24 protein-coding genes and 2 tRNA genes are annotated in these 22,772 nt (G+C 62.6%); 16 read left to right on the forward strand and 10 right to left on the reverse strand.

All coding sequences use genetic code 11. The features are described 5' to 3' along the window. Positions 1–59: 59 nt before the first annotated feature. Both HPT29_RS20615 and HPT29_RS20620 read left to right on the forward strand, forming a co-directional pair. Positions 60–1,325, forward strand: a complete 1,266-nt coding sequence (locus HPT29_RS20615) for an IS701 family transposase (protein ID WP_173944988.1) — start codon at positions 60–62, stop codon at positions 1,323–1,325. A gap of 178 nt (positions 1,326–1,503) precedes the next feature. Beyond that, positions 1,504–2,769, forward strand: coding sequence for an IS701 family transposase (locus HPT29_RS20620; RefSeq protein WP_173944988.1), 1,266 nt, complete (start codon positions 1,504–1,506; stop codon positions 2,767–2,769). Here HPT29_RS20620 and HPT29_RS20625 read toward each other — a convergent pair whose 3' ends face one another. After that, positions 2,770–3,354, reverse strand: a complete 585-nt coding sequence (locus tag HPT29_RS20625; RefSeq protein ID WP_210271947.1) for a type I restriction-modification system subunit M N-terminal domain-containing protein — start codon at positions 3,352–3,354, stop codon at positions 2,770–2,772. 573 nt (positions 3,355–3,927) lie between these two features. On the opposite strand from HPT29_RS20625, the gene HPT29_RS20630 reads away from it, so the two are divergent. Both HPT29_RS20630 and HPT29_RS20635 read left to right on the forward strand, forming a co-directional pair. After that, positions 3,928–4,911 (forward strand): NUDIX domain-containing protein, encoded by a 984-nt coding sequence (locus tag HPT29_RS20630; RefSeq protein ID WP_173945761.1) that lies wholly within the window; start codon positions 3,928–3,930, stop codon positions 4,909–4,911. Between the two features lie 15 nt (positions 4,912–4,926). Continuing rightward, complete coding sequence (locus tag HPT29_RS20635; protein WP_173945760.1) at positions 4,927–5,340, forward strand: NUDIX hydrolase; 414 nt, start codon at positions 4,927–4,929, stop codon at positions 5,338–5,340. A gap of 541 nt (positions 5,341–5,881) precedes the next feature. On the opposite strand, the gene HPT29_RS20640 is transcribed toward HPT29_RS20635, so the two are convergent. The 4 genes from HPT29_RS20640 to HPT29_RS20655 form a co-directional block, all read right to left on the reverse strand. Next, positions 5,882–5,958 (reverse strand) — tRNA-His (locus HPT29_RS20640). 122 nt (positions 5,959–6,080) lie between these two features. Further along, positions 6,081–7,055, reverse strand: a complete 975-nt coding sequence (locus tag HPT29_RS20645; RefSeq protein WP_173945759.1) for a tripartite tricarboxylate transporter substrate binding protein BugD — start codon at positions 7,053–7,055, stop codon at positions 6,081–6,083. 61 nt (positions 7,056–7,116) lie between these two features. Beyond that, positions 7,117–8,619, reverse strand: coding sequence for a tripartite tricarboxylate transporter permease (locus tag HPT29_RS20650; protein ID WP_173945758.1), 1,503 nt, complete (start codon positions 8,617–8,619; stop codon positions 7,117–7,119). Further along, entirely contained in the window at positions 8,619–9,287 is a 669-nt protein-coding gene (locus HPT29_RS20655) for a tripartite tricarboxylate transporter TctB family protein (RefSeq protein WP_173945757.1), read from the reverse strand. Before HPT29_RS20655 ends, HPT29_RS20650 begins: the two co-directional genes overlap by 1 nt. A gap of 432 nt (positions 9,288–9,719) precedes the next feature. On the opposite strand from HPT29_RS20655, the gene HPT29_RS20660 reads away from it, so the two are divergent. From HPT29_RS20660 to HPT29_RS20670, 3 genes are all read left to right on the forward strand, one after another. After that, complete coding sequence (locus HPT29_RS20660; RefSeq protein WP_173945756.1) at positions 9,720–10,391, forward strand: TerC family protein; 672 nt, start codon at positions 9,720–9,722, stop codon at positions 10,389–10,391. 74 nt (positions 10,392–10,465) lie between these two features. Further along, complete coding sequence (locus HPT29_RS20665; protein ID WP_173945755.1) at positions 10,466–11,167, forward strand: AzlC family ABC transporter permease; 702 nt, start codon at positions 10,466–10,468, stop codon at positions 11,165–11,167. Further along, positions 11,164–11,487, forward strand: a complete 324-nt coding sequence (locus HPT29_RS20670; protein WP_173945754.1) for an AzlD family protein — start codon at positions 11,164–11,166, stop codon at positions 11,485–11,487. The genes HPT29_RS20665 and HPT29_RS20670 overlap by 4 nt, the downstream gene beginning before the upstream one ends. Here HPT29_RS20670 and HPT29_RS20675 read toward each other — a convergent pair. The 5 genes from HPT29_RS20675 to murA all read right to left on the reverse strand — a co-directional run bounded on the left by HPT29_RS20675 (position 11,452) and on the right by murA (position 15,608). Further along, positions 11,452–11,883 carry an arsenate-mycothiol transferase ArsC gene (locus tag HPT29_RS20675; RefSeq protein WP_247654428.1) on the reverse strand — a complete coding sequence of 144 codons (432 nt, stop codon included), beginning with the start codon at positions 11,881–11,883 and terminating at the stop codon, positions 11,452–11,454. The two genes, HPT29_RS20670 and HPT29_RS20675, sit on opposite strands and share 36 nt — an antisense overlap. A gap of 66 nt (positions 11,884–11,949) precedes the next feature. After that, a complete protein-coding gene (locus HPT29_RS20680; RefSeq protein ID WP_173945753.1) occupies positions 11,950–12,435 on the reverse strand; it encodes a UPF0262 family protein in 486 nt (161 codons plus the stop codon). A 15-nt stretch (positions 12,436–12,450) separates the two neighbouring features. Continuing rightward, positions 12,451–13,743 (reverse strand): histidinol dehydrogenase, encoded by a 1,293-nt coding sequence (gene hisD / locus HPT29_RS20685; protein ID WP_173945752.1) that lies wholly within the window; start codon positions 13,741–13,743, stop codon positions 12,451–12,453. Continuing rightward, positions 13,743–14,183 carry a DUF2948 family protein gene (locus HPT29_RS20690; protein ID WP_173945751.1) on the reverse strand — a complete coding sequence of 147 codons (441 nt, stop codon included), beginning with the start codon at positions 14,181–14,183 and terminating at the stop codon, positions 13,743–13,745. The genes hisD and HPT29_RS20690 overlap by 1 nt, the downstream gene beginning before the upstream one ends. 135 nt (positions 14,184–14,318) lie before the next feature. After that, a complete protein-coding gene (gene murA, locus HPT29_RS20695) occupies positions 14,319–15,608 on the reverse strand; it encodes a UDP-N-acetylglucosamine 1-carboxyvinyltransferase (protein ID WP_173945750.1) in 1,290 nt (429 codons plus the stop codon). Positions 15,609–15,989: 381 nt separating this feature from the next. Here murA and hemA point away from each other — a divergent pair, with 381 nt between their 5' ends. From hemA to HPT29_RS20740, 9 genes are all read left to right on the forward strand, one after another. Further along, positions 15,990–17,216, forward strand: coding sequence for a 5-aminolevulinate synthase (gene hemA, locus HPT29_RS20700; RefSeq protein ID WP_173945749.1), 1,227 nt, complete (start codon positions 15,990–15,992; stop codon positions 17,214–17,216). Between the two features lie 64 nt (positions 17,217–17,280). Further along, positions 17,281–17,355, forward strand: a tRNA-Thr gene (locus tag HPT29_RS20705). A 713-nt stretch (positions 17,356–18,068) separates the two neighbouring features. Continuing rightward, the gene (locus HPT29_RS20710) at positions 18,069–18,365 is read left to right on the forward strand and encodes a hypothetical protein (protein ID WP_173945748.1); all 297 of its coding nucleotides are present in this window, start codon (positions 18,069–18,071) and stop codon (positions 18,363–18,365) included. Between the two features lie 202 nt (positions 18,366–18,567). Continuing rightward, positions 18,568–19,116, forward strand: a complete 549-nt coding sequence (locus HPT29_RS20715) for a sigma-70 family RNA polymerase sigma factor (RefSeq protein WP_173945764.1) — start codon at positions 18,568–18,570, stop codon at positions 19,114–19,116. After that, positions 19,109–19,870, forward strand: a complete 762-nt coding sequence (locus tag HPT29_RS20720) for an anti-sigma factor family protein (RefSeq protein ID WP_173945747.1) — start codon at positions 19,109–19,111, stop codon at positions 19,868–19,870. The genes HPT29_RS20715 and HPT29_RS20720 overlap by 8 nt, the downstream gene beginning before the upstream one ends. A 21-nt stretch (positions 19,871–19,891) precedes the next feature. Then, the gene (locus HPT29_RS20725; RefSeq protein WP_173945746.1) at positions 19,892–20,608 is read left to right on the forward strand and encodes a Bax inhibitor-1/YccA family protein; all 717 of its coding nucleotides are present in this window, start codon (positions 19,892–19,894) and stop codon (positions 20,606–20,608) included. A 41-nt stretch (positions 20,609–20,649) separates the two neighbouring features. Beyond that, a complete protein-coding gene (locus HPT29_RS20730) occupies positions 20,650–21,219 on the forward strand; it encodes a DUF2076 domain-containing protein (protein ID WP_173945745.1) in 570 nt (189 codons plus the stop codon). Between the two features lie 290 nt (positions 21,220–21,509). After that, a complete protein-coding gene (locus tag HPT29_RS20735; protein WP_259060761.1) occupies positions 21,510–22,205 on the forward strand; it encodes a TerC family protein in 696 nt (231 codons plus the stop codon). A 68-nt stretch (positions 22,206–22,273) separates the two neighbouring features. After that, positions 22,274–22,726, forward strand: a complete 453-nt coding sequence (locus HPT29_RS20740) for a 4-aminobutyrate aminotransferase (protein WP_173945743.1) — start codon at positions 22,274–22,276, stop codon at positions 22,724–22,726. Positions 22,727–22,772: the final 46 nt, after the last annotated feature.

Consider the following 22,772-nt stretch of genomic DNA (forward strand, 5'->3'; position numbering starts at 1 on the left):
GAGGAACCCCGCGAGGCCTGCCGACGTCTTCCCTGAAGGATCATCCGCAGGAGGTTGTCATGAGCACCTCAGTGGCGTGGGAGCATGAACTCCAGTCCTGGCTTGAACCTTTCCTCACTCCTCTTCATCATCCGGCTCGGCGGCGCATGTGCCCGCTCTATGTCGCTGGCCTGATCGGTCCCGGCGAACGCAAGAGCCTGCAGCCGATGGCGGCGCGGGTGGCGCCGGCTGACTATGATCAACTGCATCACTTCGTGGCCGTGGGCCCGTGGGACGAGGCGCCGCTCGAAGCCGAACTGCTGGCCCAGGCCAACCGGCTGGTCGGCGGACCTGAGGCCATCCTGGTGATCGACGACACGGCGCTGCTCAAGAAGGGCTCCCATTCCGTGGGCGTCACCTCGCAATATGCCGGAGTGGTGGGCAAGAACGCGAATTGTCAGTGCCTGGTCTCGCTCACCCTCGCCAAGGGCGAGGTGCCGGTCCCGATCGTGCTGCGGCTGTTCCTGCCTGACACCTGGATCCAGGATCCCGCGCGCCTGCACCACGCCGGCGTGCCCGAGGCGTTCTGGACGCAGCGCTCGAAGCCCGAGATCGCGCTGGCGGAACTCCAGCAGGTCATGCAAGCGGGCGTCAGCTTCGGAGCCGTGCTGGCGGATGCCGGCTATGGCATCAGCGGGCCCTTCCGCCAGGCGCTCTCGGCACTCGGGCTGCTCTGGGCCGTGGGCACCGTGCGGATCCAGAAGGTGTATGCGGCGGATGTGCAGATGATCCCAAGTCCGCCCTCCCGTGGCCGCTCCCGCACGCGACAGATCCCGGATCAGGAGGCGGTGACGGCTGAAGCCATGCTGGCGCAGGCCTCCTGGCGTCGGATCACGTGGCGACGCGGCACCAAAGGCCCGCTGAAGGCGAAGTTCGCGGCCGTGCGCGTGCGGGTCGCCGATGGGCCTGCGGTTCGTCTGCACGGGCAGGCCAATCAGCATCTGCCGGGTGACGAAGTGTGGCTCGTGGGCGAGCATCGCTCGTCGGGCGAGCGCAAGTACTACCTATCCAACCTTCCGCCGGACACAGCCCTGAAGCAGCTGGCGGCCCTGATCAAGGCGCGCTGGGTGTGCGAGCAGGCGCACCAGCAGCTCAAGGAAGAGCTCGGGCTGGATCACTTCGAGGGCCGCTCGTGGCGCGGGTTGCACCGGCATGCCTTGCTGACCCTGATCGCGTATTTGTTCTTGCAGCATCTGCGGCTGCAGGCCGCCACAGGGGGAAAAAAGAAAGGCTGGCGGGCCACCGCCACAACCCAGCTTACCGGCCGTTCGGCGCATGCTGCTTGATCACATCACGCACGCCATGCGCCTGCGATGTCCCTTCTGCCGCGCCCGCTTCACTCTTGGATCACTGATGAAAGTGCCAATGTAGTGCTAATACGTCTTGGCACTACTTTGGCAGGCATGAGGAACCCCGCGAGGCCTGCCGACGTCTTCCCTGAAGGATCATCCGCAGGAGGTTGTCATGAGCACCTCAGTGGCGTGGGAGCATGAACTCCAGTCCTGGCTTGAACCTTTCCTCACTCCTCTTCATCATCCGGCTCGGCGGCGCATGTGCCCGCTCTATGTCGCTGGCCTGATCGGTCCCGGCGAACGCAAGAGCCTGCAGCCGATGGCGGCGCGGGTGGCGCCGGCTGACTATGATCAACTGCATCACTTCGTGGCCGTGGGCCCGTGGGACGAGGCGCCGCTCGAAGCCGAACTGCTGGCCCAGGCCAACCGGCTGGTCGGCGGACCTGAGGCCATCCTGGTGATCGACGACACGGCGCTGCTCAAGAAGGGCTCCCATTCCGTGGGCGTCACCTCGCAATATGCCGGAGTGGTGGGCAAGAACGCGAATTGTCAGTGCCTGGTCTCGCTCACCCTCGCCAAGGGCGAGGTGCCGGTCCCGATCGTGCTGCGGCTGTTCCTGCCTGACACCTGGATCCAGGATCCCGCGCGCCTGCACCACGCCGGCGTGCCCGAGGCGTTCTGGACGCAGCGCTCGAAGCCCGAGATCGCGCTGGCGGAACTCCAGCAGGTCATGCAAGCGGGCGTCAGCTTCGGAGCCGTGCTGGCGGATGCCGGCTATGGCATCAGCGGGCCCTTCCGCCAGGCGCTCTCGGCACTCGGGCTGCTCTGGGCCGTGGGCACCGTGCGGATCCAGAAGGTGTATGCGGCGGATGTGCAGATGATCCCAAGTCCGCCCTCCCGTGGCCGCTCCCGCACGCGACAGATCCCGGATCAGGAGGCGGTGACGGCTGAAGCCATGCTGGCGCAGGCCTCCTGGCGTCGGATCACGTGGCGACGCGGCACCAAAGGCCCGCTGAAGGCGAAGTTCGCGGCCGTGCGCGTGCGGGTCGCCGATGGGCCTGCGGTTCGTCTGCACGGGCAGGCCAATCAGCATCTGCCGGGTGACGAAGTGTGGCTCGTGGGCGAGCATCGCTCGTCGGGCGAGCGCAAGTACTACCTATCCAACCTTCCGCCGGACACAGCCCTGAAGCAGCTGGCGGCCCTGATCAAGGCGCGCTGGGTGTGCGAGCAGGCGCACCAGCAGCTCAAGGAAGAGCTCGGGCTGGATCACTTCGAGGGCCGCTCGTGGCGCGGGTTGCACCGGCATGCCTTGCTGACCCTGATCGCGTATTTGTTCTTGCAGCATCTGCGGCTGCAGGCCGCCACAGGGGGAAAAAAGAAAGGCTGGCGGGCCACCGCCACAACCCAGCTTACCGGCCGTTCGGCGCATGCTGCTTGATCACATCACGCACGCCATGCGCCTGCGATGTCCCTTCTGCCGCGCCCGCTTCACTCTTGGATCACTGATGAAAGTGCCAATGTAGTGTTGGCCCTTGTGTGCGTCCTCAAACTTGATGTCTGAAAAGAGCTTGAGCACGTCACCCAGCTTAGTCTGATCGAGCTCCTGACGGGCGTAATTCTTCGTCAACACGCCGCGCAGGCTGGGGTTCTCCGCCTCGATGTCGATCATCGCCCGGTCGATGAGCGCGCCAATGGTCGGGTCGGCACTGGTGGCGTTCTCCTTCAAATAGGACCAGCGAGCCTTCTCAGGCACATAAAAGATGCCGTCGGCTAGATAGAGATCGCGATCCTCGACCAGGACACATTCCTCAGGGTCATTTGCGGCGAGCTGCCGGCGCGCCTCGAACCTATCTGAGATATATTTGAGGAAGATGAGCCCAAGCGCGACATGCTTGTATTCGGCAGCGTCCATATTGCCGCGCAGCTTGTCAGCGGCAGCCCATAATGTCGTCTCGATAGATTGTGCAGTTTTCGCCGGCTTCCCTGCGTCATTTTTGGTTCCAGGTTTACGTCCACGTGCCACTGCGCTTCCTCGACCTCTCATTGTTAAGGGCGAAGATCACAAAGCATCGAAGCGTAACAAGCAATTGGGTGCTGCAAATTTTTGCAATGCGAAACATTTTAGCCACTGGCAATCTCACCTCTGTTACATCCCCCCAACTGACCCCTCAGTTCCACCAAACTCTAACTTGAGAGAAATCCTTGAAGTTTCCGAAACAGAGCTGGGCACCCTCAACATCAAGTCGACCCATCCGTCACAGCGTTGTCACGGCTGGATAGATCTTAAGTATGATCTCCATTCATAAGCGTGGCTCCTCTTGGCAAGCACAGGTGCGCCGTGAGGATAATGCGCCGTCCTCAAAGACATTTGCCACCAAGGCTGATGCTCAGGCGTAGGCCAGAGACCAAAAGAGGTCGATTGACAGTGCTGAGATTCCTACGGCCACCTGAGAACTTAAAGGCCTCCTCGGTACCAACTATTGCGCAGATGCGTTCTAAGGTAACATAGAGTGAATCAGGAGCAGGACTAGAGAGCTGTCGTCTCGCAACAGTCTTTGGATTGTCACTTCGTCATTCGACAGATGGAGAAATATAGATGGCGCAGAGAAAAACGAAACGTCGTTATAATAGTTCATCAGGAAATAATTCTTTTACCCGCACTATATCCGGGATCATGTTCCTCGACCTGAAAGGCTATAGCTCAATGAGCGAGCCACAGTTGAGGTCGTTTGGCGAGAATGTCTTACCTGAGCTTGCCAATATGGCCCTTAAACATGGACCTGATTACATCAATACATGGGGCGATGCGATAGTGATAGCGATGCAGGACATCAAGTGCATGGCGCAGACCGCTGTTGGAATCCGCGATTTCCTTCGAGCATTTGATTGGGACAGTCACCAGCTTCCAATGATTGACGCACGAATTTCAATTCACATGGGTTCCATCTATAAAGGTAAGGATGCGTTCTCGGAGAGGGGAATGATTATCGGAAGGGCTGTCAATCTTGCTGCACGAATCGAGCCAATGGTGACGCCTGGGCAAGTTTGGGCCACAAACGATTTCATTGTTGCGCTGAACAGAGAGCAGCAAAATCTGTTCAAATGGTCATCTCTTGGTGTCAAAACGCTTGCTAAGGAAGCAGGAGAGGAAGAACTTTTTGTTATCTACCGAGCACACGAGCCGAATCCCGAGGTTAAGGGGCGAGAGGTTGCTGTGACTGTTGTTAGAAAAGATGGTCAAGTACTTTTGGTGCGGCGCATTGATAGCAGCAGCCCGACCTGGCAGTTTCCAGCCGGCCAGATCAAGCCAAACACTAGACCAGAGGACGCAGCAGTTCGAGAGGTGCAGGAAGAAACCGGCGTTAGTTGCGTTATCGTTTCAAAGATTGGAGATCGGTTCCACGAAGAACAAATGGTGCATCTTCATTACTTTCTCGCTGATTGGAAGGATGGAGATGCAGTGAATGGTGATCCGAAAGAGAATGATCTCGTAGAATGGGTTAGCCCGAGAGAAGCGTTAAGTCGCTTCACCTTAGATGTAGATAGTCGGATCAAGTCATTACTTGAAAACATGACCTAACATTCAGGAGATCACATGGGCGCTGAAGTCGTAGTGGCAGTGGTAATGCGACCTGATGGAAGGGTCCTAATGATCCGTAGGAAGCGTGCGGTTGGCAACCTCCGATGGAGCTTTCCTGGAGGCAAGATCAACAGCTTCGAAACCGAACAAGCTGCGTCAGAGCGGGAGGTCAAGGAAGAAGCCGGAATTGAATGCGCCGCCTTTCACAAAATCGGTCAATGGTATCACCCAGATGTCAAGAAGGAGATATCCTACTGGCTTTGCTCGCACTTAAGCGGTGAGCCAGTCGTTTCAGAGCCACATCTGATCGATCGAGTCGGCTGGTTTACGAAAAGCCAAGTCGAGGAGCGCGTTACCACAACAATCTTTCCACCTCTTGCGGCAGAGCTTGGCATTTCACCCCGAGCACAACTTCAATTAGAAAGTTAACGAACATCGTCATCAAATTGGTCGGTACAGGTATTCTCGCAGTTCAACCTTGATTGTTCTTGCTTCGGTGCAACCCGCTCGAATATCGCGTCGAGTTTCTCATCGGCATATCCAGCAACGTCCCGGGTTATAGGACAAAGGGCCTCCTAGCTCTTTTGGTCTCGAAGGTGAGTTGAGGTTTCCCCACAGCCTTCCTTTGGGCACCTGAACCTGGAGCTATTCTTTCGATGGGTGTGGTGTTCCCAGAACGGGCGTGGGTGGCTTATCCCCAGGATGATCTTCAAATGAGCCTCGAGACTGTTCAGGATCTACCCCTGCCGCATGAGGCCTAACAACAGTGACCACAATGTTTGACGAGGATTTGTGAGTGGGTCGCCCCATTCATGGGGGTGGGGTCTATATGAAACCTGTGTGCGTGACGGAACCGGTCCAGCCACAAGGCTCCAAAAACGGGCAACGCGTTACCCCAGATGTTACCCGGAACGAATTTCTCGGGAAAAACACTTCGAACCTACGAGATGCTAAGTCCTTGACTTTGAAGTGGTACAGCCGCCCCGGCTCGAACGGGGGACCCCCAGATCCACAATCTGGTGCTCTAACCAACTGAGCTACGGCTGCACGTGAGGCAGGGTGTAATCGTCCAGGCGGGCAATTTCAAGCCCTGTTCGAGAACTCAGGGCCCGAAATGACGGCGGCGGGCCCGAAGGCCCGCCGCTGCGAATGCTCAAGCTGCCGCCGGCTTATTCGGCCGTAGCGCCGGCCGCCTTGAGGACCGGGGTCCAGCGGGCAACCTCGCTCTCGACGAGCTTCTGGAGCCCCTCCGGGGTCCGCTCCGAGGCGGTCGGCAGCACGCCGCCGAGATCGAGAAGGCGCTTCTTGGTGTTCTCGTCCTCGAGGGACTTGATGAGCGCGTCGCTGAGCTTCTTGACCACGTCCGGCGGGGTGCCCTTGGGCGCGAAGACCGCGTTCCACGCGCTGACCTCGTAGCCCTCGAGGCCGGCTTCCTTGGTGGTCGGCACGTTCGGCAGCACCGGGGAGCGCTCGGGAGTCGCGATGGCGAAGGCCTTGATGTTGTTGCCCTGGATCTGCGGCGCCACGTTGACGATCTGGTCGGTCATGAAGTCGACCGTGTTGCCCATGAGGTCGTTCAGGGCCGGGCCCGTGCCGCGATAGGCCACCATGGTGGGCTTCACCTTGACCACGGAATTGAAGAAGATGCCCGTGGAATGGGAGACCGAGCCCACGCCCGCATGGGCCATGTTCACCTTGTCGCCGTTGGTCTTCACGTAATCCAGAAAGCCCTTGAGATCATTGGCCGGAAAGTCCTTCCGGGCCACGATCACGATCGGCGTGCCGGCCGCCACGCCGATGGGCGCGAAGTCCTTGGCCGGATCGTATTTCAGGTTCGGGTAAAGGGCCGGCGCGGCGCCGTGGGTGCCCATGTGGCCCATCATGATGGTGTAGCCATCGGGCTGAGACTGCGCCGCGCGGGTGATGCCCGTGGTGCCGCCGGCACCCGCCACGTTCTCGATCACGATCTGCTGGCCGAGCGTCCGGCTCATGTGGTCGCTGACGATGCGGGCGATCACGTCGGTCGGGCCGCCGGCTGCGAACGGCACGATCATGGTGACCGGCCGGGTGGGGTAGTTCTGGGCCTGGGCGCCCGTTGCGGCCAAGCCGGCGACAGCGGCGAGAGCCAGTACAACCTTCTTCATCAGTTTTCCTCCCTGGAAAAGTTATGGCCTTACATGTGGGCTCGAGGCGATCGAAGGCAAGCTACTCCGTGAACACCTCGTCGCGACCCTTGCGGATGGACGGCAGGAGGGCGATCACGAGCAGGATGGCCGCGACGGCGAGCAGGCCGGCGCTGATCGGACGCTCGATGAAGGTCTCCATCGACCCACGCGAGATGATGAGCGCGCGGCGCAGGTTCTCCTCCATCAGCTTGCCGAGCACGAAGCCCAGAAGCATCGGAGCCGGTTCGAAGCCGAACTTGATCAGCACGTAGCCGACGAACCCGAACAGCCCGATGAACATCACATCGGTCGGCAGCGAATTGATCGAGTAGATGCCGATGGCGCAGAACATCAGGATCGCCGGGAACATCAGCCGGTACGGCACCTTCAGAAGCCGCACCCACATGCCCACCAGCGGCAGGTTGATGATGAGCAGCATCAGGTTGCCCACCCACATGGAGGCGATCATGCCCCAGAACAGGGTCGGGTTCTTGGTCATCACCTGCGGGCCCGGGATGATGCCGTGGATGGTCATGGCGCCGACCATCAGGGCCATCACGGCGTTCGGCGGGATGCCGAGCGTCAGCAGGGGGATGAACGAGGTCTGCGCGCCGGCATTGTTGGCGCTCTCAGGACCTGCCACGCCCTCGATGGCGCCGCGGCCGAAGCGGCGCGGATCCTTGGCGAGCTTCTTTTCCAGCGTGTAGGAGGCGAACGGCCCGAGCACCGCGCCGTTACCCGGCAGGATGCCCAGGATGGCCCCGATGAAGGTCCCGCGCAGCACCGGCTTGTAGGATTGCCGGAAGTCGTCCTTGTTGGGCAGCAGGCGGCCGATGGCCTGGCGCACCACGTCCCGGTGCTCGGTGTGGTCGAGGTTGCGCATGATCTCGGCGATGCCGAAGATGCCCATGGCCAGCACGGCGAAGTCGATGCCGTCGGCCAGGAACGGCAGCCCGAAGGTCATGCGCTCCTCGCCGGTCTCGAGATCCGTGCCGACGGTGGAGAGCAGCACGCCGACCAGGATCATGGCGATGGCTTTCAGGATCGAGCCGCGCGCCAGCACCACGGCGAAGACCAGACCCATGACCATGAGCGAGAAGTACTCGGTCGGACCGAACACCAGGGCCAAGCCGGTGAGCGGTGCGCCGAGCGCCGCGATGACGAGCGTCGCCACCGTGCCGGCGAAGAACGACCCGATGGCCGCGATGCCGAGCGCGACGCCGGCGCGGCCCTGGCGGGCCATCTGGTGGCCGTCGAGGGCGGTCACCACGGAGGTGGCCTCGCCGGGGATATTGACCAGGATCGCCGTGGTCGAGCCGCCGTACTGGGCGCCGTAATAGATGCCCGCCAGCATGATCAGCGCGCCGACCGGGTCGAGCCCGAAGGTGATCGGCAGCAGCATGGCGATGGTGGCGATCGGCCCCACGCCGGGCAGCACGCCGATCAGGGTGCCGACAAGGCAGCCCAGGAAGGCGAGGCCCAGATTCTGGAGCGACAGGGCAACCCCGAAGCCAAGGCTGAGATTGGAGACGAAATCACCCATCAGATCCTCCCGCTGTGGTCGGCGACGTCAATCGGGCCACGGCGCCGATTGCGGGTTGTGAGGAATACGACGACGGCCGCAATGGCCATGATGGCGGCACAGGCCCGCAGCACCGCCTTCTGCGACCAGTCGGCGGGAAAGAGCCCGGTGAGCGCCTGCGGGAAGACCGGGATCGGCAGGTTGAGCAGATCGCCGAACAGCACCATGCAGAAGGGCGTGAGGCTGAGCGCCAGGATGACGAGATCGCGCAGGCGCGCCTCCGGGGTGGCGAAGCCGCCCAGAATGATGGCGAGCGGACCCGCGACCAGGAGGCCGAGACCAGGAATGCCGAACGATCCGAAGGAGTAGCCGCGGATGGTGAGCGCGAAGGCCACGATGGCGCCGATCACGAAGACCGGACCGCGCAGGCTCCAGCGCTCGAGAAGATCGCCGTCCTTGAGGAAGGCGGCGGCGAGCAGCGCCAGGCCCGACAGACCGACTCCGATGGCGAGCCAGCGCGGCAGCATGGCCGGCCCCATGGCATTGAGCGTACCCTGGTCCAGATCCCGCGTCAGCCACAGCGCCAAGGCAGCCAGCGCAACGAGAAGAAGGCCACCGGCCAGGCTTTGCGGGGCCCGCACGGGCCCGCGGTGGCGTGAAGGCTCGGAGCCTTCGTGGAGAACAGACATGGACGACCTCCCGACGGACGCAGCCTGCGCCCAAGGCTATTGAGACCGATATGGCCCGAGGCCGCAGTCTGGATCAAGCTTCTGTTGTCCTGCCGAGAATGCTTCTCAACAAGACCTCCTCGAATGAACAGCCATGGAGAAAACGTCTATTGAACTATTGGACAGTAGCCTGTCCTTTTCGGGAGATCACTTGATCCCTCGCCGCATCTTGTCTAGATGGACCCTTGTAGCCAGGCCGGGCCCCTCTGGTCGCTCCTTGGGGAGCGGCGATGTCGGACTGGATGAAAACCAGGGCGGCCTGGGTTCGTTCAAACAGACGGTTTTGCCTGCATTTCGGCTTCCGATCCGGAGATTTCGGATCAAGCCAAAGCCAGATGCGTCTTTTTGAGCGTTTCGCATGCTTTGCCCCTCACCCGACAGATGAGGCTCTGCATGTTTGATCTCTCGCAGTTTTTCGGTCCCGAGGTCGTCGCCTTCCTGATGGTCATCGGCATCGATCTCGCGCTCGCCGGCGACAACGCCATCGTCATCGGCCTGGCGGCGGCCGGCCTTCCGAAGGAACAGCGCAACAAGGCAATCCTTCTCGGCGTTCTCGCCGCGACGGTCCTGCGTATCGTGTTCGCGCTGGTCACCACCCAGCTTCTCCAGATCGTGGGCCTTCTCCTGGCCGGCGGCATTCTCCTTCTGTGGGTCTGCTGGAAGATGTGGCGCGAGCTTCGCACCGGTCACGAGCAGGAGGAGCAGGCCGCCGAGGAGGCTCTCGAGGGCCGGGACATCAACCAGGACGGCACCGTCGCCGGCGGCGCCCCGCGCAAGACTTTCGCCCAGGCCGCCTGGCAGATCATCATCGCGGACGTGTCCATGTCCCTCGACAACGTCCTGGCCGTGGCCGGGGCCGCCCGCGAGCACCCCTACATCCTGGCCTTCGGCCTCATTCTGTCGGTTGCCCTCATGGGCATTGCCGCCTCGTACATCGCCCGCCTGCTCCATCGCTACCGCTGGATCGCCTATGTGGGCCTTGCGATCATCCTCTACGTGGCGCTCAAGATGATCTACGAGGGCTGGATCGAGGTCGCGCCGCACGTCACCGCGGCGATCGGCTGAATCGGACCATCGATCCGAGATCATCAATCCTCGATTGACGGCGGAGAGATGGGAAGGCACAGAGCGTGACGCTCATGTCTCCCGCTCTCCGCCCTCATTTTTCCACGGCCGGGCTTCGGCACGGCGCCCGCGCCGCCCTGCCCGCCTTTCCCGGCTTCATCATGTTTGCCGTGGCGTTCGGCACGGCGGCGGCCCAGAAAGGCCTGTCGCTCGGCGAGACACTGGGTCTCTCCGCCTTCGTCTATGCCGGCGCCTCCCAGATGGTCGGGCTCGAGATCTGGCAAAAGGCGTGGACGCCTTCGACGATCCTCACGATCATGATGGTCACGGCCGTCGTGAATGCACGGTTGATCCTTCTGGGCGCCACTCTCCAGCCCTGGCTCAAGGATGAGCCGCTCGCTCGCACGGCCTTCAATCTTTTCCTTCTCACCGAGGCCGGCTGGCTCGTCGGTACCCGCTATCACGGCGAGGGCGGCCGCGATGTGGGTGTGCTCCTGGGGTGCGGGATCATCCTCTGGCTGGTGTGGCTCGTCGCGACGCTCACGGGTTTCTTTGCCGGAGCCCTCGTGCCGGAGCCGAGGCGCTTCGGCCTCGATCTCGTCATGCCGATCTTCTTCGGCGTCATGCTCGTTCCCTTGTGGAAAGGCGCGAAGCCCGCCCTGCCCTGGCTCGTCGCGGGCATCGTGTCCCTGATCGTTCACGCGCTCGTCCCCGGCTATGTCTTCATCATCGCCGGCGCCTTGGCCGGGGTTGCTGCCGGGATGCTGATCGAATGACCACGCTCGGCAGCGTCATCGCGAGCCCCTGGGGCTCCGTCCTCGCCATCGGGGCCATGGCCGTCGTGACATATCTGTGCCGCATCGCGGGCGTCGCCGTCATGAGCCGGGTCCGCCTGACGCCGCGCATCGAGCGGGGACTTCGCGCCCTTCCCGGCTCCATCATCCTGGCGACGATCCTGCCCGTGGTCATCGACAACGGCTTTCCTGCGATGGCCGCCCTCGCGGCGGCGATCGTCGCCATGGCCGTGACGCGGATCGACATCGTGGGCCTGCTCGTGGGACTAGGCACCCTCTCCGTCATCAGGATGCTTGGCTGAGCCCTGCTTGAGGCGAAGGCGGATGCGGTACATCAATCCGTCGCGAATGTTGCGGTAGGAATCGAGCACCTGCTCGCGCGAGCCCTGCGTGATCGTCGGATCCGGGGTCGGCCAATATTCCACCTCGGCCGCGATGGTGCGGGTCAGTTCCAGCGCCGCGTGATGCGCCTCCGGCGAGAGCGAGATGATCAGGTCGAAGTTGAGACCCTCCCACTCCTCCAGCTCCTCGAGCGTGCGCGGCTTGTGCTTGGATCCATCGATGCCGATCTCGGACAGGATCGATGCCGTGAAGGCATCCGTGTCGCTCTTGCGGACACCGGCGGATTGCACATAGATCGACTTGCCGAAATAGTGCCGCGCAATGGCCTCGGCCATCACCGAGCGCACCGCGTTCATGGCGCAGACGAACAGAACGGAATGGATCCGTTTCGAGCGGGGCTCGTCCAAGCGCTCGTCCAAGCGTCAGCCCTTCCAGTGAAGCGCGAAAATCAGCGTGAAGATGCGACGCGCCGTATTGAAATCGAGGATCAGCTTGCCATCGAGACGCTTCATCAGGAGTTCGGCGGCTTCGTTGTGCAATCCGCGCCGCCCCATGTCGATGGCTTCGATCTGCGCCGGCGAGGCCGAGCGGATGGCCTGATAATAGCTGTCGCAGATCATCTCGTAATCGCGAATGGCCTTCCGGAAGGGCGTCAGGGACAGATGATGCGAGACGAGATGCGCACCGTCCTGAGCGGTCACTTCGAAACAGAGCTTCTTCTCGATGAGCGAGATGCGCAGGGCATAGGGGCCCCCGTCATAATTCGGCAGGCCGAAGGTGTTCTCCTCAAGGATGTCGTAGATGGCGATGGCCCGCTCGTGCTCCTGATCGGGGTTGCCTCGACCGATGGAGGATTCGTCGAGGGTGACGGCAACCAGCCGGGTCCGCTCCTTCGCTTCGCTCGCCATCCCGTCCCCTCGCCGTTACAGGTTCAGGCGGATCGCGACCGACCGCGCATGCCCCTCCAGCCCTTCCGACCGCCCGAGCGTGATCGCCGCGGGACCGAGCGCCCGCAGAGCGTCCGCATCGCATTTCAGGATCGAGGTTCGCTTCATGAAGTCAAGCACGCCCAGGCCCGACGAGAAGCGGGCGGAGCGGGCCGTGGGCAGCACATGGTTCGGGCCGCCGACATAATCGCCGATGGCTTCCGGCGTATGGCTGCCAAGGAAGATCGAACCGGCATTGCGCACCCTGGCGGCCAGTTCCTCCGCGTTCTCCGTCTCGATCTCCAGATGTTCGGGAGCGAGCCGGTCCACGAGGGGAATGGCGTTCTCCAGTCGGTCGATCAGGATGATGGCGCCGTAATCGCGCCAGCTCGCGCCGGCGATCTCCGCCTTCGGCAGGGTCTTGAGCTGCTGCTCGACGGCCTTCTCCACGGCGTCGGCGAGAGCGGGACTGTCCGTCACGAGGATCGACTGGGCGGCCGGATCGTGCTCGGCCTGAGCCAGGAGATCGGCCGCGATCCAATCGGGATTGCCATGGGCGTCGGCCATGATCAGAACCTCGGAGGGGCCGGCGATCATATCGATGCCGACCTGACCGAAGACGCGGCGCTTGGCGGCCGCCACATAGGCATTGCCGGGGCCGACGATCTTGGCGACGGGCCGCACCGTTTCAGTCCCGTAGGCGAGTGCCGCCACCGCCTGCGCTCCGCCGATGCGGAAGACCTCGTCGACGCCGGCGAGGCGCGCGGCCGCGAGAACGAGCGGATTGGTCTCGCCCTTCGGGGTCGGCACCACCATGGCGAGGCGCGGAACGCCCGCGACCTTCGCCGGAACCGCGTTCATCAGGACCGAGGACGGATAGCTGGCACGCCCGCCGGGCACGTAGAGGCCGACGGATTCCAGCGCGGTCCAGCGCCAGCCCAGGGTGACTCCGAGCGCGTCCGTGGACATGCTGTCCTGCGGGCGCTGCGCCCGGTGGTAGGTCTCGATGCGCTCCTTCGCCAAAGCCAGGGCGTCCAGGGCCTCCTTCGAGCACTGGGCCTCGGCGGCGTCGATCTCGGCAGCCGATATGCGCAGGGTCTCGGGCTGGAGCGCCAGTCCGTCGAAGCGATAGGTGAAGTCGATCAGGGCCTCGTCGCCCTTGACGACCACGTCTTCGATGATGGCGCGAACGGCCTGGTCCACGTCCTCCGACACCTCGCGCTTGGCCGAGAGGAGCGCGGCGAATGCCTGCGGGAAGGATGGCTCCCGCGCATCGAGCCTCTGCGCCATTACAAGCGCCCCGCCGATTGGACCGGCTCTTCGTGCGAAGGGCGGCTTTCCGCGGCCCAGACGGGGCCGGTATCCTTCATCTGCATTTCGATACACTCCAGGTCCACCTGGATGGCTCCACCTTCCGCAAAGATCAAGGTGGCAGTGCCCGACGGGGCGCTGGTCTCCTCGAACGCGATGGCGAGAAGGTTGAGAACCGCATCCTTGTTGGTCTGGTCGATGCCGCGGACCCGTACGCCCGTGACATTCTCAAAATGCATGCAGGTCAGCCGGCGCTGGGGGGTCGCCGCCTCCCAGTCATAGCGACGCGTCTGGATGGCGAAGCGCCGCTCCCGGGGCAGATAGGCGATGTCTCCCACCCGCAGCAGCGAATCCTGCAGGTGGGCGGAGATGACGGCAAGATCTTCCGGATCGAAAGCGACAAGTCTCAGGAGGTCCATGGGCCACCAACCTATTGTTGAACTTTAAGGTTTAGGTAGAGAGCCCTTGGCCCCAGCGCAACCTGCCCAGGGCGGCTTCTTCTTCATGCCTCCTCATGGAAAAGGCCGGCTGCCTCAGCCGGCCCCTCCCGATCCCTATCCTCTCAGGCGCTCGATCTGAGCGCCGCAACGGGCGAGCTTGGCCTCAAGCGCCTCGAAGCCCCGGTCCAGGTGATAGACCCGGTTGATTGTGGTCTCGCCTTCGGCCACGAGCCCTGCGATGACCAGGGACACGGAGGCACGCAGATCCGTCGCCATGACCGGCGCCCCCTTGAGGCCGGCGACGCCGTCCACATAGGCGCTGTCCCCGTCCAGGCGGATCTGGGCGCCCAGGCGGGCGAGCTCCTGCACGTGCATGAAGCGGTTCTCGAAGATCGTCTCGCGGATGCGGGACGTCCCGTTCGCCCGGGTCATGAGGGCCATGAACTGGGCCTGCAGATCGGTTGGGAAACCTGGGAAGGGATCTGTGGTAACATCTACCGGCTGAATCCCATTTCCGTTGCGCCGGATACGGATGCCGCCATGGGTCGGGGACACCTCGGCACCCGCCTGCCCCAGCACGTCGAGGGCGGCCTGAAGGTACTCGGACCGAGTGTTGTCCAGGATGAGGTCGCCGCCCGTCATGGCCACGGCCATGGCGTAGGTTCCGGTCTCGATCCGGTCCGGCATGACGTCATGGGAAGCGCCGCCGAGGCTGGTCACGCCTTCCACGATAATCTCCGAAGTGCCGGCCCCCTGGATTCTGGCCCCCATCTTGATCAGGCATTCCGCCAGATCCACCACTTCCGGCTCGCGGGCCGCATTGCGGATCACGGTGGTGCCCTGAGCAAGTGTCGCCGCCATCAGGGCCACATGGGTTCCGCCGACCGTCACCTTTGGGAAGTCGATCTCGGAACCGATAAGCCCCTTTGGGGCTGTCGCCACCACATAACCGGCCTCGATCTCGATGGCCGCGCCAAGCTTGGCGAGGGCCATGATGAGCAGATCGACCGGCCGGGTCCCGATGGCGCAGCCGCCGGGCATGGACACCTTGGCATGGCCGAACCGGGCCACCAGGGGGGCGATGACCCAGAAGCTCGCCCGCATGGTCGAAACCAGTTCGTAGGGAGCGGTCGTGTCGATGACGTTCTTGGCGGTCAGGCGGATGGTCTGGCCCGTTTCCGAGGACTGGCCCGGCCGGCGGCCGGCGATCGAATGGTCGACGCCGAAATTGCTCATGATCCGCAGGAGGGAGGAAATGTCGGCGAGCCGGGGCACATTGCCGAGTTCCAGGTTTTCCTCCGTCAGCAGGCTGGCGATCATCAGTGGCAGGGCCGCATTCTTGGCACCTGAAATCGGAATCAAGCCGTTGAGAGGCGCGCCGCCCCGGATGCGAATGCGATCCATCGAATTCCCTTTGCAGTATCTTGTCGAGCCATGCGCTATGCGCGCCTTGAGCGTTCTAAGCTAGTCGGACGGCTTGTCGCGCTCGGCGGAAACGCCCAAGCCTCCGGCTTCGTTTCCGGATGGCTTTGCAGCCTGACGTCCCCGGGCCTGAGCCTTCCGACGCTTGAGATTCTCTTTCAAGGCCGCCTTCAGCCGGTCAGCTTTCTCTTGCGATTTCACGTCAGTCATGGTTCACGCGACCCATCGTCGCCTTTACCAAATAGAGGCTTCGCAAGCGGCGCTCAACCGCAATATCACAGTTCAGGACTTTGACCCGGATCAATGTGATCTGGCATAATAGGTCCACTATCCCCGGGCATGTATTGCCCACCCGGTGAGATGATGGATTACCAAAACTTCTTCACGTCAGCCCTCGACCGCCTCCAGGCCGAGCGGCGTTACCGCGTTTTTGCCGATATCGAGCGACTGGCCGGTCGTTATCCCCAGGCTATCTGGCACTCTCCCGAAGGACCGCGCCCGATCACCGTCTGGTGCTCCAATGACTATCTCGGCATGGGCCAGAACCGGGATGTGACCCGGGCCATGGTGGAAGCCGCCTGGCGGCTGGGCACCGGGGCCGGTGGCACCCGCAACATCTCCGGCAACAGCAATCCCATCGTGGCGCTCGAGGCCGAGCTCGCCGACCTGCACGGCAAGGAGGCGGCCCTTGTCTTCACATCGGGCTATGTGTCGAACCAGACCGGCATTTCGACTCTGGCCAAGCTGATCCCCAACTGCCTGATCCTGTCGGACGCGCTCAACCACAATTCGATGATCGAGGGCGTGCGCCAGTCCGGCTGCGACAAGGCTATTTTCCGCCATAACGACCTCGAGCATCTGGAGGAACTCCTTCAGGCTGCCGGGGACCGGCCCAAGCTGATCGTGTTCGAGAGCGTCTATTCCATGGATGGGGATATCTCTCCGATCCACGCCATCTGTGACCTGGCTGAGCGCTACGGCGCCATGACCTATATCGACGAGGTCCATGCCGTCGGCATGTATGGCCCCCGCGGGGCCGGCATCGCCGAGCGCGAGGGCGCCATGCACCGGATCGATGTGATCGAAGGCACCTTGGGCAAGGCTTTCGGGGTCATGGGCGGGTATCTCACCGGCACCCGGGCTGTCATGGACGCCATCCGCAGCTTCGCTCCGGGTTTCATCTTCACCACCGCCCTGCCGCCCGCTGTCGCCGCCGCGGCCACCGCGTCGATCCGGCACCTGAAGGAATCCTCCGCTGAGCGCCAGCAGCAGCAGCGCCAAGTCGCTCGGACCAAGGCGGTTCTGGCCGGGGCCGGCCTGCCGGTCCTCGACACGGTCACGCATATCGTTCCGGTAATGGTGGGTGACGCGGAGGCCTGCAAGGCGGCCTCGGACCGCCTGCTGGAGAAGCACGGGATCTACATCCAGCCCATCAACTACCCCACCGTCCCCCGCGGCACGGAGCGCCTGCGCATCACTCCGGGGCCATTCCACTCGAACGCCCATATTGATGCCCTGGCGGCCGCCCTGGTGGAAGTCTGGACGGCGCTCAGGCTTCCTCTGGAGCCCAAAGTCCAGGCGGCCGAATAAAGATCATTTTCAAGCTTGCATGGAGGGCTGCCCTGTGGCAGTAAGCGGCCCTCCCCGTTGGCGCGCTGCCGTAGCTCAGTGGTAGAGCACTCCCTTGGTAAGGGAGAGGTCGAGAGTTCGATCCTCTCTGGCAGCACCAGCCAAAACCTCGCAAGTTCATGCATCGCAGGTTCTATAGCGGGATACTGGAACGCCGGTGCCGTGTAGAACACTGCAAGAACGATGGCCGCGACGCCCATTGGCCGCGTGAATGGCCGCCGTTCCGGCTAAAGCCATCAGCGGCGCCGCAGCTTGATGCCGGTGAGTTTATCCCCCGATTGGAATTTCCGAGGGATCCTCCTCAACATCGTTTTCACATGTTCCTTAACGGTATTCTGGCGGGGTACAGGGGTTTTTGAGTTCGGCTGCGTCATCCCACACTCCTCGTCCTGCTGGGCACGCGACGGCAGGTGCGGGCGACGATTGCGCATCCAGAAGATTTCTTCTGTGACCAAAGTCACACAATTCCCAGAATGAGACTAATTGCCAATAGACGCTTCCCCGTCCGGATGGAGTTGGCCGTCGAGGCGTTAGAACCAGGCGTTTTATGCAGGTCAATGTCCGGCGGTCGAGCATCTGCAGGGCTTAGAGAATTGGACGTTCTATGACGCGCCTCTGATCCAGCAACATCTTGGATGTTGAAGCCCGTGACGGCTTTCTCGGCGTGCCGGTGACATTCTGATTGGCCTGCCTTTCCGGATATAGGCGTTTGCTCAACCTACCTCCCTTGGATATCGGCGATGCTCCAGCATGGGTTTGCCACAATTGAGTGTCCAAACACGGTCTCCGATTGCGTGATTGTCGGAGAGCCCGGTGACCCACGTCTACGCCGCCAATGAAATGGTCGACCTTCTCGCCGTCCGGCACCCGTTCGACGATCCTGAACTCGTCGCGGTTAGAGTAGACACCATGCCTCTTGATCAGGCGACCGCAACAGTTGTCGAGACCTGGGCTGGGGACGAGTTTCGACAGATGAATGCCGTGATCCGTCGGCGGTCCGGCCCGAGCATCGATAGCTTCGAAGAGATCAAGCGTCTATACCAGCTCAACTTTGGATCGGTCGGCCACCTGCTCAAGCTTGGGCTCATCGGTTTTGGTCTGTTCATATAGCACTCAGGCAACCCCTGATCTGAGCGGCCCACTCCTTTAAACTCAACGAAACCCATCGCTCGGCATGGCTATGCTCCGGAAGATCTCGTGCTCATGGCCGCTCGCGCGGATCAGAGGATAGAGCGAGACAGGCTCAGGATGCCAGCTCAGAAAAATTCGCACGAGCCCGGATTAGGAGCCTCGTAGGTTGCGTATACCTGGCATGAACGACGTGAAGCGCATGGACATCATCGGCCTATTGGGTCCTTTACGGCGCTATGCCCGCTCCCTGACGCGCGACGAGGCGCAGGCGGAGGACTTGGTGCAGGATGCACTCGTGCGGGCCTACGAGCACAAGGCATCGTTCCGTCCCAGCGGCAACCTGCGCGGGTGGCTGCTCTCGATCGTCCATAACGCCTTTATCGACAACCGGCGTCGTCGCATCGCGGAGCTTCGACGCTGGGAGCAGGCTGCGGAGCTGGCCGAAAGCGCCGCCATGCCCGACCAGGAGAGCCGCGTCCGGCTTCAGCAGGTTCAGGCGGCCTTCATGAGCCTGCCCGACGAGCAGCGGGCCGCCCTGCATCTGGTGGCCATCGAAGGCTTGTCGTACCAGGAGGCCGCCACGGCCCTCAAGATTCCCGTCGGCACCCTCATGTCCCGACTCGGGCGCGCCCGTGCCGCGCTCCGCGCTTTCGAGGCGGGCATCAGCCAACCCGGAGAGCCCGCGCCCAAGCGCCCCGACCTGCGCATCGTTGGAGGATCTGATGTCTGATCCGATCACAGAAACGGATCTTCTCGCCTATGTGGATGACCAGCTCGACCCGGCCAGGCGGATTGAGGTCGAGGAGCATCTAGCCCGGGATCCGGACGCGGCCGCGCGTATTATGGCCGATCTGAAGGACAGAGACACGCTCCGCTTGCTCCAGGCGGCTCCCCTGCCCCGTCCCGGGGAGCCTATGTTGGCGGCGGCAACCCGGCTCGAGCGCGCGCTCGCATGGCGGGAGGTCGGTCTGAAGTTGCGTCGCATCGCGGCCGTCGCGGCGCTGATCGGAATCGGCTGGGTCGCTCACGGACAGGTGGGCCTGGGCATCACCGACAGCGAGGCCTCGCCGAAGCCGCCAGCTTTTGTCGAGGATGCCGTCCATTCGCATGCAACCTCGCTCCTGCGGGCCCGCATGACGTCCCAGCACGAAACGACCGATTTCGACACTGCGGAGATCCTTGCGGTAACGGGAATCCAGCTGCCCGCCTTCCCTGCCGAATGGGTGGTACGGGATGTGCAGGTCTTTCCATCGCGGTACGGCCACAGCGTTGAGGTCGCGATCGATGCCGGCTCACTCGGGCGCGTGTCATTGTTCGCCGCCCAGGTGCCCGCGTTCGACGTGATTTCCCCGACCCCTGCCCGGATCGAGAACGCGCAGGCTGTCTATTGGCAGCGAGGCCTGCTCGCTTACGCCCTGACCGGTGCCGGCAGCGACAAGGCCATCGAGCGGGCCGCCCTGCGCCTGTCCCATACGCTTCAGTGATACATAACAGGAGGACCAGTGATGAATACACCTTACACTTGGCAGACGGCCGCGGCGCGTCCGAGCGGCGCCGTCTTCGACGAAGGCCTGCGCCAGCACATGCTGCGGGTCTACAACTACATGGGGATCGGCCTCGTGGTGACGGGACTCGTGGCGTTCTTCGTCGCCTCGACCCCTGCCCTCTACGTGCCGATCTTCCAGACCCCGCTTAAATGGGTGGTGATGCTGGCGCCGCTGGCCTTCATCTTCTTCTTCTCGTTCCGCATGGATCGGATGACCGCGGCCTCCGCACGCACGGCCTTCTTCGCCTTCTCGGCCGTGATGGGACTTTCGCTCGCATCCGTATTCCTGGTGTTCACCGGCGCGAGCATCGCGCGCACCTTCTTCATCACGGCCACCATGTTCGGCGCCACAAGCCTCTATGGCTACACGACCAAGCGCGACCTCTCCCGGTTCGGCTCCTTCCTGATCATGGGCCTGATCGGAATCATCATTGCGTCGCTGGTCAACATCTTCCTCGCATCGAGCGCCTTGCAGTTCGCGATCTCGATCATCGGCGTGCTCGTGTTCACGGGACTGACTGCCTACGATACGCAGACCATCAAGGAACAGTATGCCGAGGGCTTCGGGCACGAGGCAAACAGCAAGATGGCCGTGTTCGGCGCGCTCTCCCTCTATTTGAACTTCATCAACCTGTTCCAGCTCCTCCTCAGCCTCACCGGGCAGCGGGAGGAATAATCTCTCCACCACAACGTCATTGCATCAGAGGATCCTCATTCATGGACCATCAGGACCGTCAGGCCATCGAGCAGCTATTCGGCAAGATCACACAGGTGGAGCGCCAATCCACCCCCCCGGACGCTCAGGCGGCGGAGTTCATCCGGGCGCAGATCGGCCAGCAGCCGAATGCCCCTTACTACATGGCCCAGACCATCGTGGTGCAGGAGCAGGCGCTGAGCGCTGCCCAAGGCCGCATCCAACAGCTGGAGCATGAACTCGCCAGCCGCCGTGCAGGTGGAGGCGGATTCCTTGCCGGCCTGTTCGGCGGGCAGTCCCGTCCGCAGCAGCAACCCTCGTACCAGCCCTATCAGCAGCCGGCGCAGGGCATGCCGCCTCACATGGCACCCGGCATGATGGGCGGCATGGCACCGCAGCGCGGCGGGGGCGGCTTCCTGGCCGGCGCCGCTCAGACTGCGATGGGTGTCGCCGGCGGCGTTCTCATCGGCAACATGATTGCGGGAGCCTTCTCCGGCGGAGAGGCGAACGCGGCTGACGCCGGACAGCCGGAGCCGCAGCAGGCTTCGGCCGAGGATGCCGGTGACGACTTCGGTTTCGAGGAAGACATCTAAGTCAAATAAGCGATGGAGCGGCCCCCTGACCATGGGCAGGCCGCTCCATACCCATATCTCCCGGTCCGAGATCCGCCTACTTCATCCGGATCCCGGCAGGACTCGGCATCGCCGAGACATCTGTCCCTGCAGACATCACAACAATGGCCGAACGTCGGATCAGCCGAGATTGCCACCGGCCCATCCGGCTGAAACAATGCGTGTCAAGGCAGGGATGAAAGGAACATCGCGTGGACTTTTCCTGGCTTTCGGATCCGACGGCCCTTGTCGCCTTGGCGACCTTGGTCGTCATGGAGGTGGTGCTCGGCATCGACAACCTGATCTTCATCTCGATCCTCACCAACAAGCTGCCCGAGCATCAGCGCTCCAAAGCCCGCCGCATCGGCATCGGCCTGGCGCTGATCCTGCGCCTCGGCTTGCTCGGCACCATCGCCATCATCGTCACCTTGACGGAACCGATCTTCACCCTGTTCGGGCACTCCTTCTCATGGCGCGACCTGATCCTGATCGGTGGCGGTCTCTTCCTCGTCTGGAAGGCCACGAAGGAGATCCACCACAATGTGGATCCGACCCCGTCAGAGGATGTATTCGACACGGCGAAGCCAACCCTGACCTTCGGCTCCGCGATCACCCAGATCCTTCTGCTCGATCTCGTCTTCTCACTGGACAGCATCATCACGGCGGTTGGTATGACCGACATCGTCATGATCATGGTGATCGCAGTCGTTGCCGCCGTAACGGTGATGCTACTGGCCGCCAACCCGCTCGCGACATTCATCCAGAACAACCCGACCGTGGTCATGCTGGCGCTCGGCTTCCTGTTGATGATTGGCATGACTCTGATTGCGGAAGGCTTCGGCGCCCACGTGCCCAAAGGCTACATCTACGCCGCAATGGCATTCTCGGCCCTGATCGAAGGCTTGAACATGCTCTCGCGACGCACCGCGCGCCGGAAGGCTCCGTCTGGCCAATCCGCCGAACAATAAATGGATAGAAGGAGGCGTTGCCCGCGCCTCCTTTACCTTCAGCACGATGATACGAACGGTAGAACTGAATGATCAGCCATAATCGCTTCGCCGCGTCCGCCTTGGTCCTATTCGGCACCCTCTCGGTTTCCCCGAGCAGCGCCCTTGCTCAGGGTGCCAGCGCCCATCGAAGCACGGACGTGGTGGCGGGCAAGTCGCATCGGCTGGGCGTCTACGGCAATGTCCAAAAGGACTGCACATCGGGACCGTTGCCGGTGATCAAGGTGATGACCTCGCCAAAGCATGGCGAACTGAATGTGCGCAGTGGCACCCTGAAAGCAGGTCGCATCGCCCGCTGTCCGAGCCTCGCGGCGAAGGCGCAAGGAGTCTTCTACAAGGCAAATCCCAATTTCAAGGGAAGCGATCAGGTGGGCTACGAAGTCCGCTCAGCCAGCGGCAAGGTGGAAAGCCACTTCGTCACTGTTGTGGTGAAAGAAGCACCCGCATCGGGTACTACCCCGGATACGGATCAGGATCTCTGAAGGCGGCCCCTGATCCGCTCACGTTAGATCGAGACGACCCAGGAAC

This window comes from Microvirga terrae (genome assembly GCF_013307435.2).
GTDB classification, from domain to species: Bacteria; Pseudomonadota; Alphaproteobacteria; order Rhizobiales; family Beijerinckiaceae; genus Microvirga; species Microvirga terrae.

Coding starts and splice junctions, on each gene's coding strand:
- HPT29_RS20725 (WP_173945746.1), top strand. CDS start 19,892: ATGAATACACCTTACACTTGGCAGACGGCCGCGGCGCGTCCGAGCGGC.
- HPT29_RS20655 (WP_173945757.1), bottom strand. CDS start 9,287: ATGTCTGTTCTCCACGAAGGCTCCGAGCCTTCACGCCACCGCGGGCCC.
- HPT29_RS20715 (WP_173945764.1), top strand. CDS start 18,568: ATGAACGACGTGAAGCGCATGGACATCATCGGCCTATTGGGTCCTTTA.
- HPT29_RS20645 (WP_173945759.1), bottom strand. CDS start 7,055: ATGAAGAAGGTTGTACTGGCTCTCGCCGCTGTCGCCGGCTTGGCCGCA.
- HPT29_RS20670 (WP_173945754.1), top strand. CDS start 11,164: ATGACCACGCTCGGCAGCGTCATCGCGAGCCCCTGGGGCTCCGTCCTC.
- HPT29_RS20630 (WP_173945761.1), top strand. CDS start 3,928: ATGGCGCAGAGAAAAACGAAACGTCGTTATAATAGTTCATCAGGAAAT.
- HPT29_RS20720 (WP_173945747.1), top strand. CDS start 19,109: ATGTCTGATCCGATCACAGAAACGGATCTTCTCGCCTATGTGGATGAC.
- HPT29_RS20680 (WP_173945753.1), bottom strand. CDS start 12,435: ATGGCGAGCGAAGCGAAGGAGCGGACCCGGCTGGTTGCCGTCACCCTC.
- HPT29_RS20740 (WP_173945743.1), top strand. CDS start 22,274: ATGATCAGCCATAATCGCTTCGCCGCGTCCGCCTTGGTCCTATTCGGC.
- HPT29_RS20730 (WP_173945745.1), top strand. CDS start 20,650: ATGGACCATCAGGACCGTCAGGCCATCGAGCAGCTATTCGGCAAGATC.
- HPT29_RS20675 (WP_247654428.1), bottom strand. CDS start 11,883: ATGAACGCGGTGCGCTCGGTGATGGCCGAGGCCATTGCGCGGCACTAT.
- HPT29_RS20650 (WP_173945758.1), bottom strand. CDS start 8,619: ATGGGTGATTTCGTCTCCAATCTCAGCCTTGGCTTCGGGGTTGCCCTG.
- HPT29_RS20635 (WP_173945760.1), top strand. CDS start 4,927: ATGGGCGCTGAAGTCGTAGTGGCAGTGGTAATGCGACCTGATGGAAGG.
- HPT29_RS20665 (WP_173945755.1), top strand. CDS start 10,466: ATGTCTCCCGCTCTCCGCCCTCATTTTTCCACGGCCGGGCTTCGGCAC.
- hisD (WP_173945752.1), bottom strand. CDS start 13,743: ATGGCGCAGAGGCTCGATGCGCGGGAGCCATCCTTCCCGCAGGCATTC.
- HPT29_RS20660 (WP_173945756.1), top strand. CDS start 9,720: ATGTTTGATCTCTCGCAGTTTTTCGGTCCCGAGGTCGTCGCCTTCCTG.
- hemA (WP_173945749.1), top strand. CDS start 15,990: ATGGATTACCAAAACTTCTTCACGTCAGCCCTCGACCGCCTCCAGGCC.
- HPT29_RS20735 (WP_259060761.1), top strand. CDS start 21,510: ATGGAGGTGGTGCTCGGCATCGACAACCTGATCTTCATCTCGATCCTC.
- HPT29_RS20615 (WP_173944988.1), top strand. CDS start 60: ATGAGCACCTCAGTGGCGTGGGAGCATGAACTCCAGTCCTGGCTTGAA.
- murA (WP_173945750.1), bottom strand. CDS start 15,608: ATGGATCGCATTCGCATCCGGGGCGGCGCGCCTCTCAACGGCTTGATT.
- HPT29_RS20620 (WP_173944988.1), top strand. CDS start 1,504: ATGAGCACCTCAGTGGCGTGGGAGCATGAACTCCAGTCCTGGCTTGAA.
- HPT29_RS20690 (WP_173945751.1), bottom strand. CDS start 14,183: ATGGACCTCCTGAGACTTGTCGCTTTCGATCCGGAAGATCTTGCCGTC.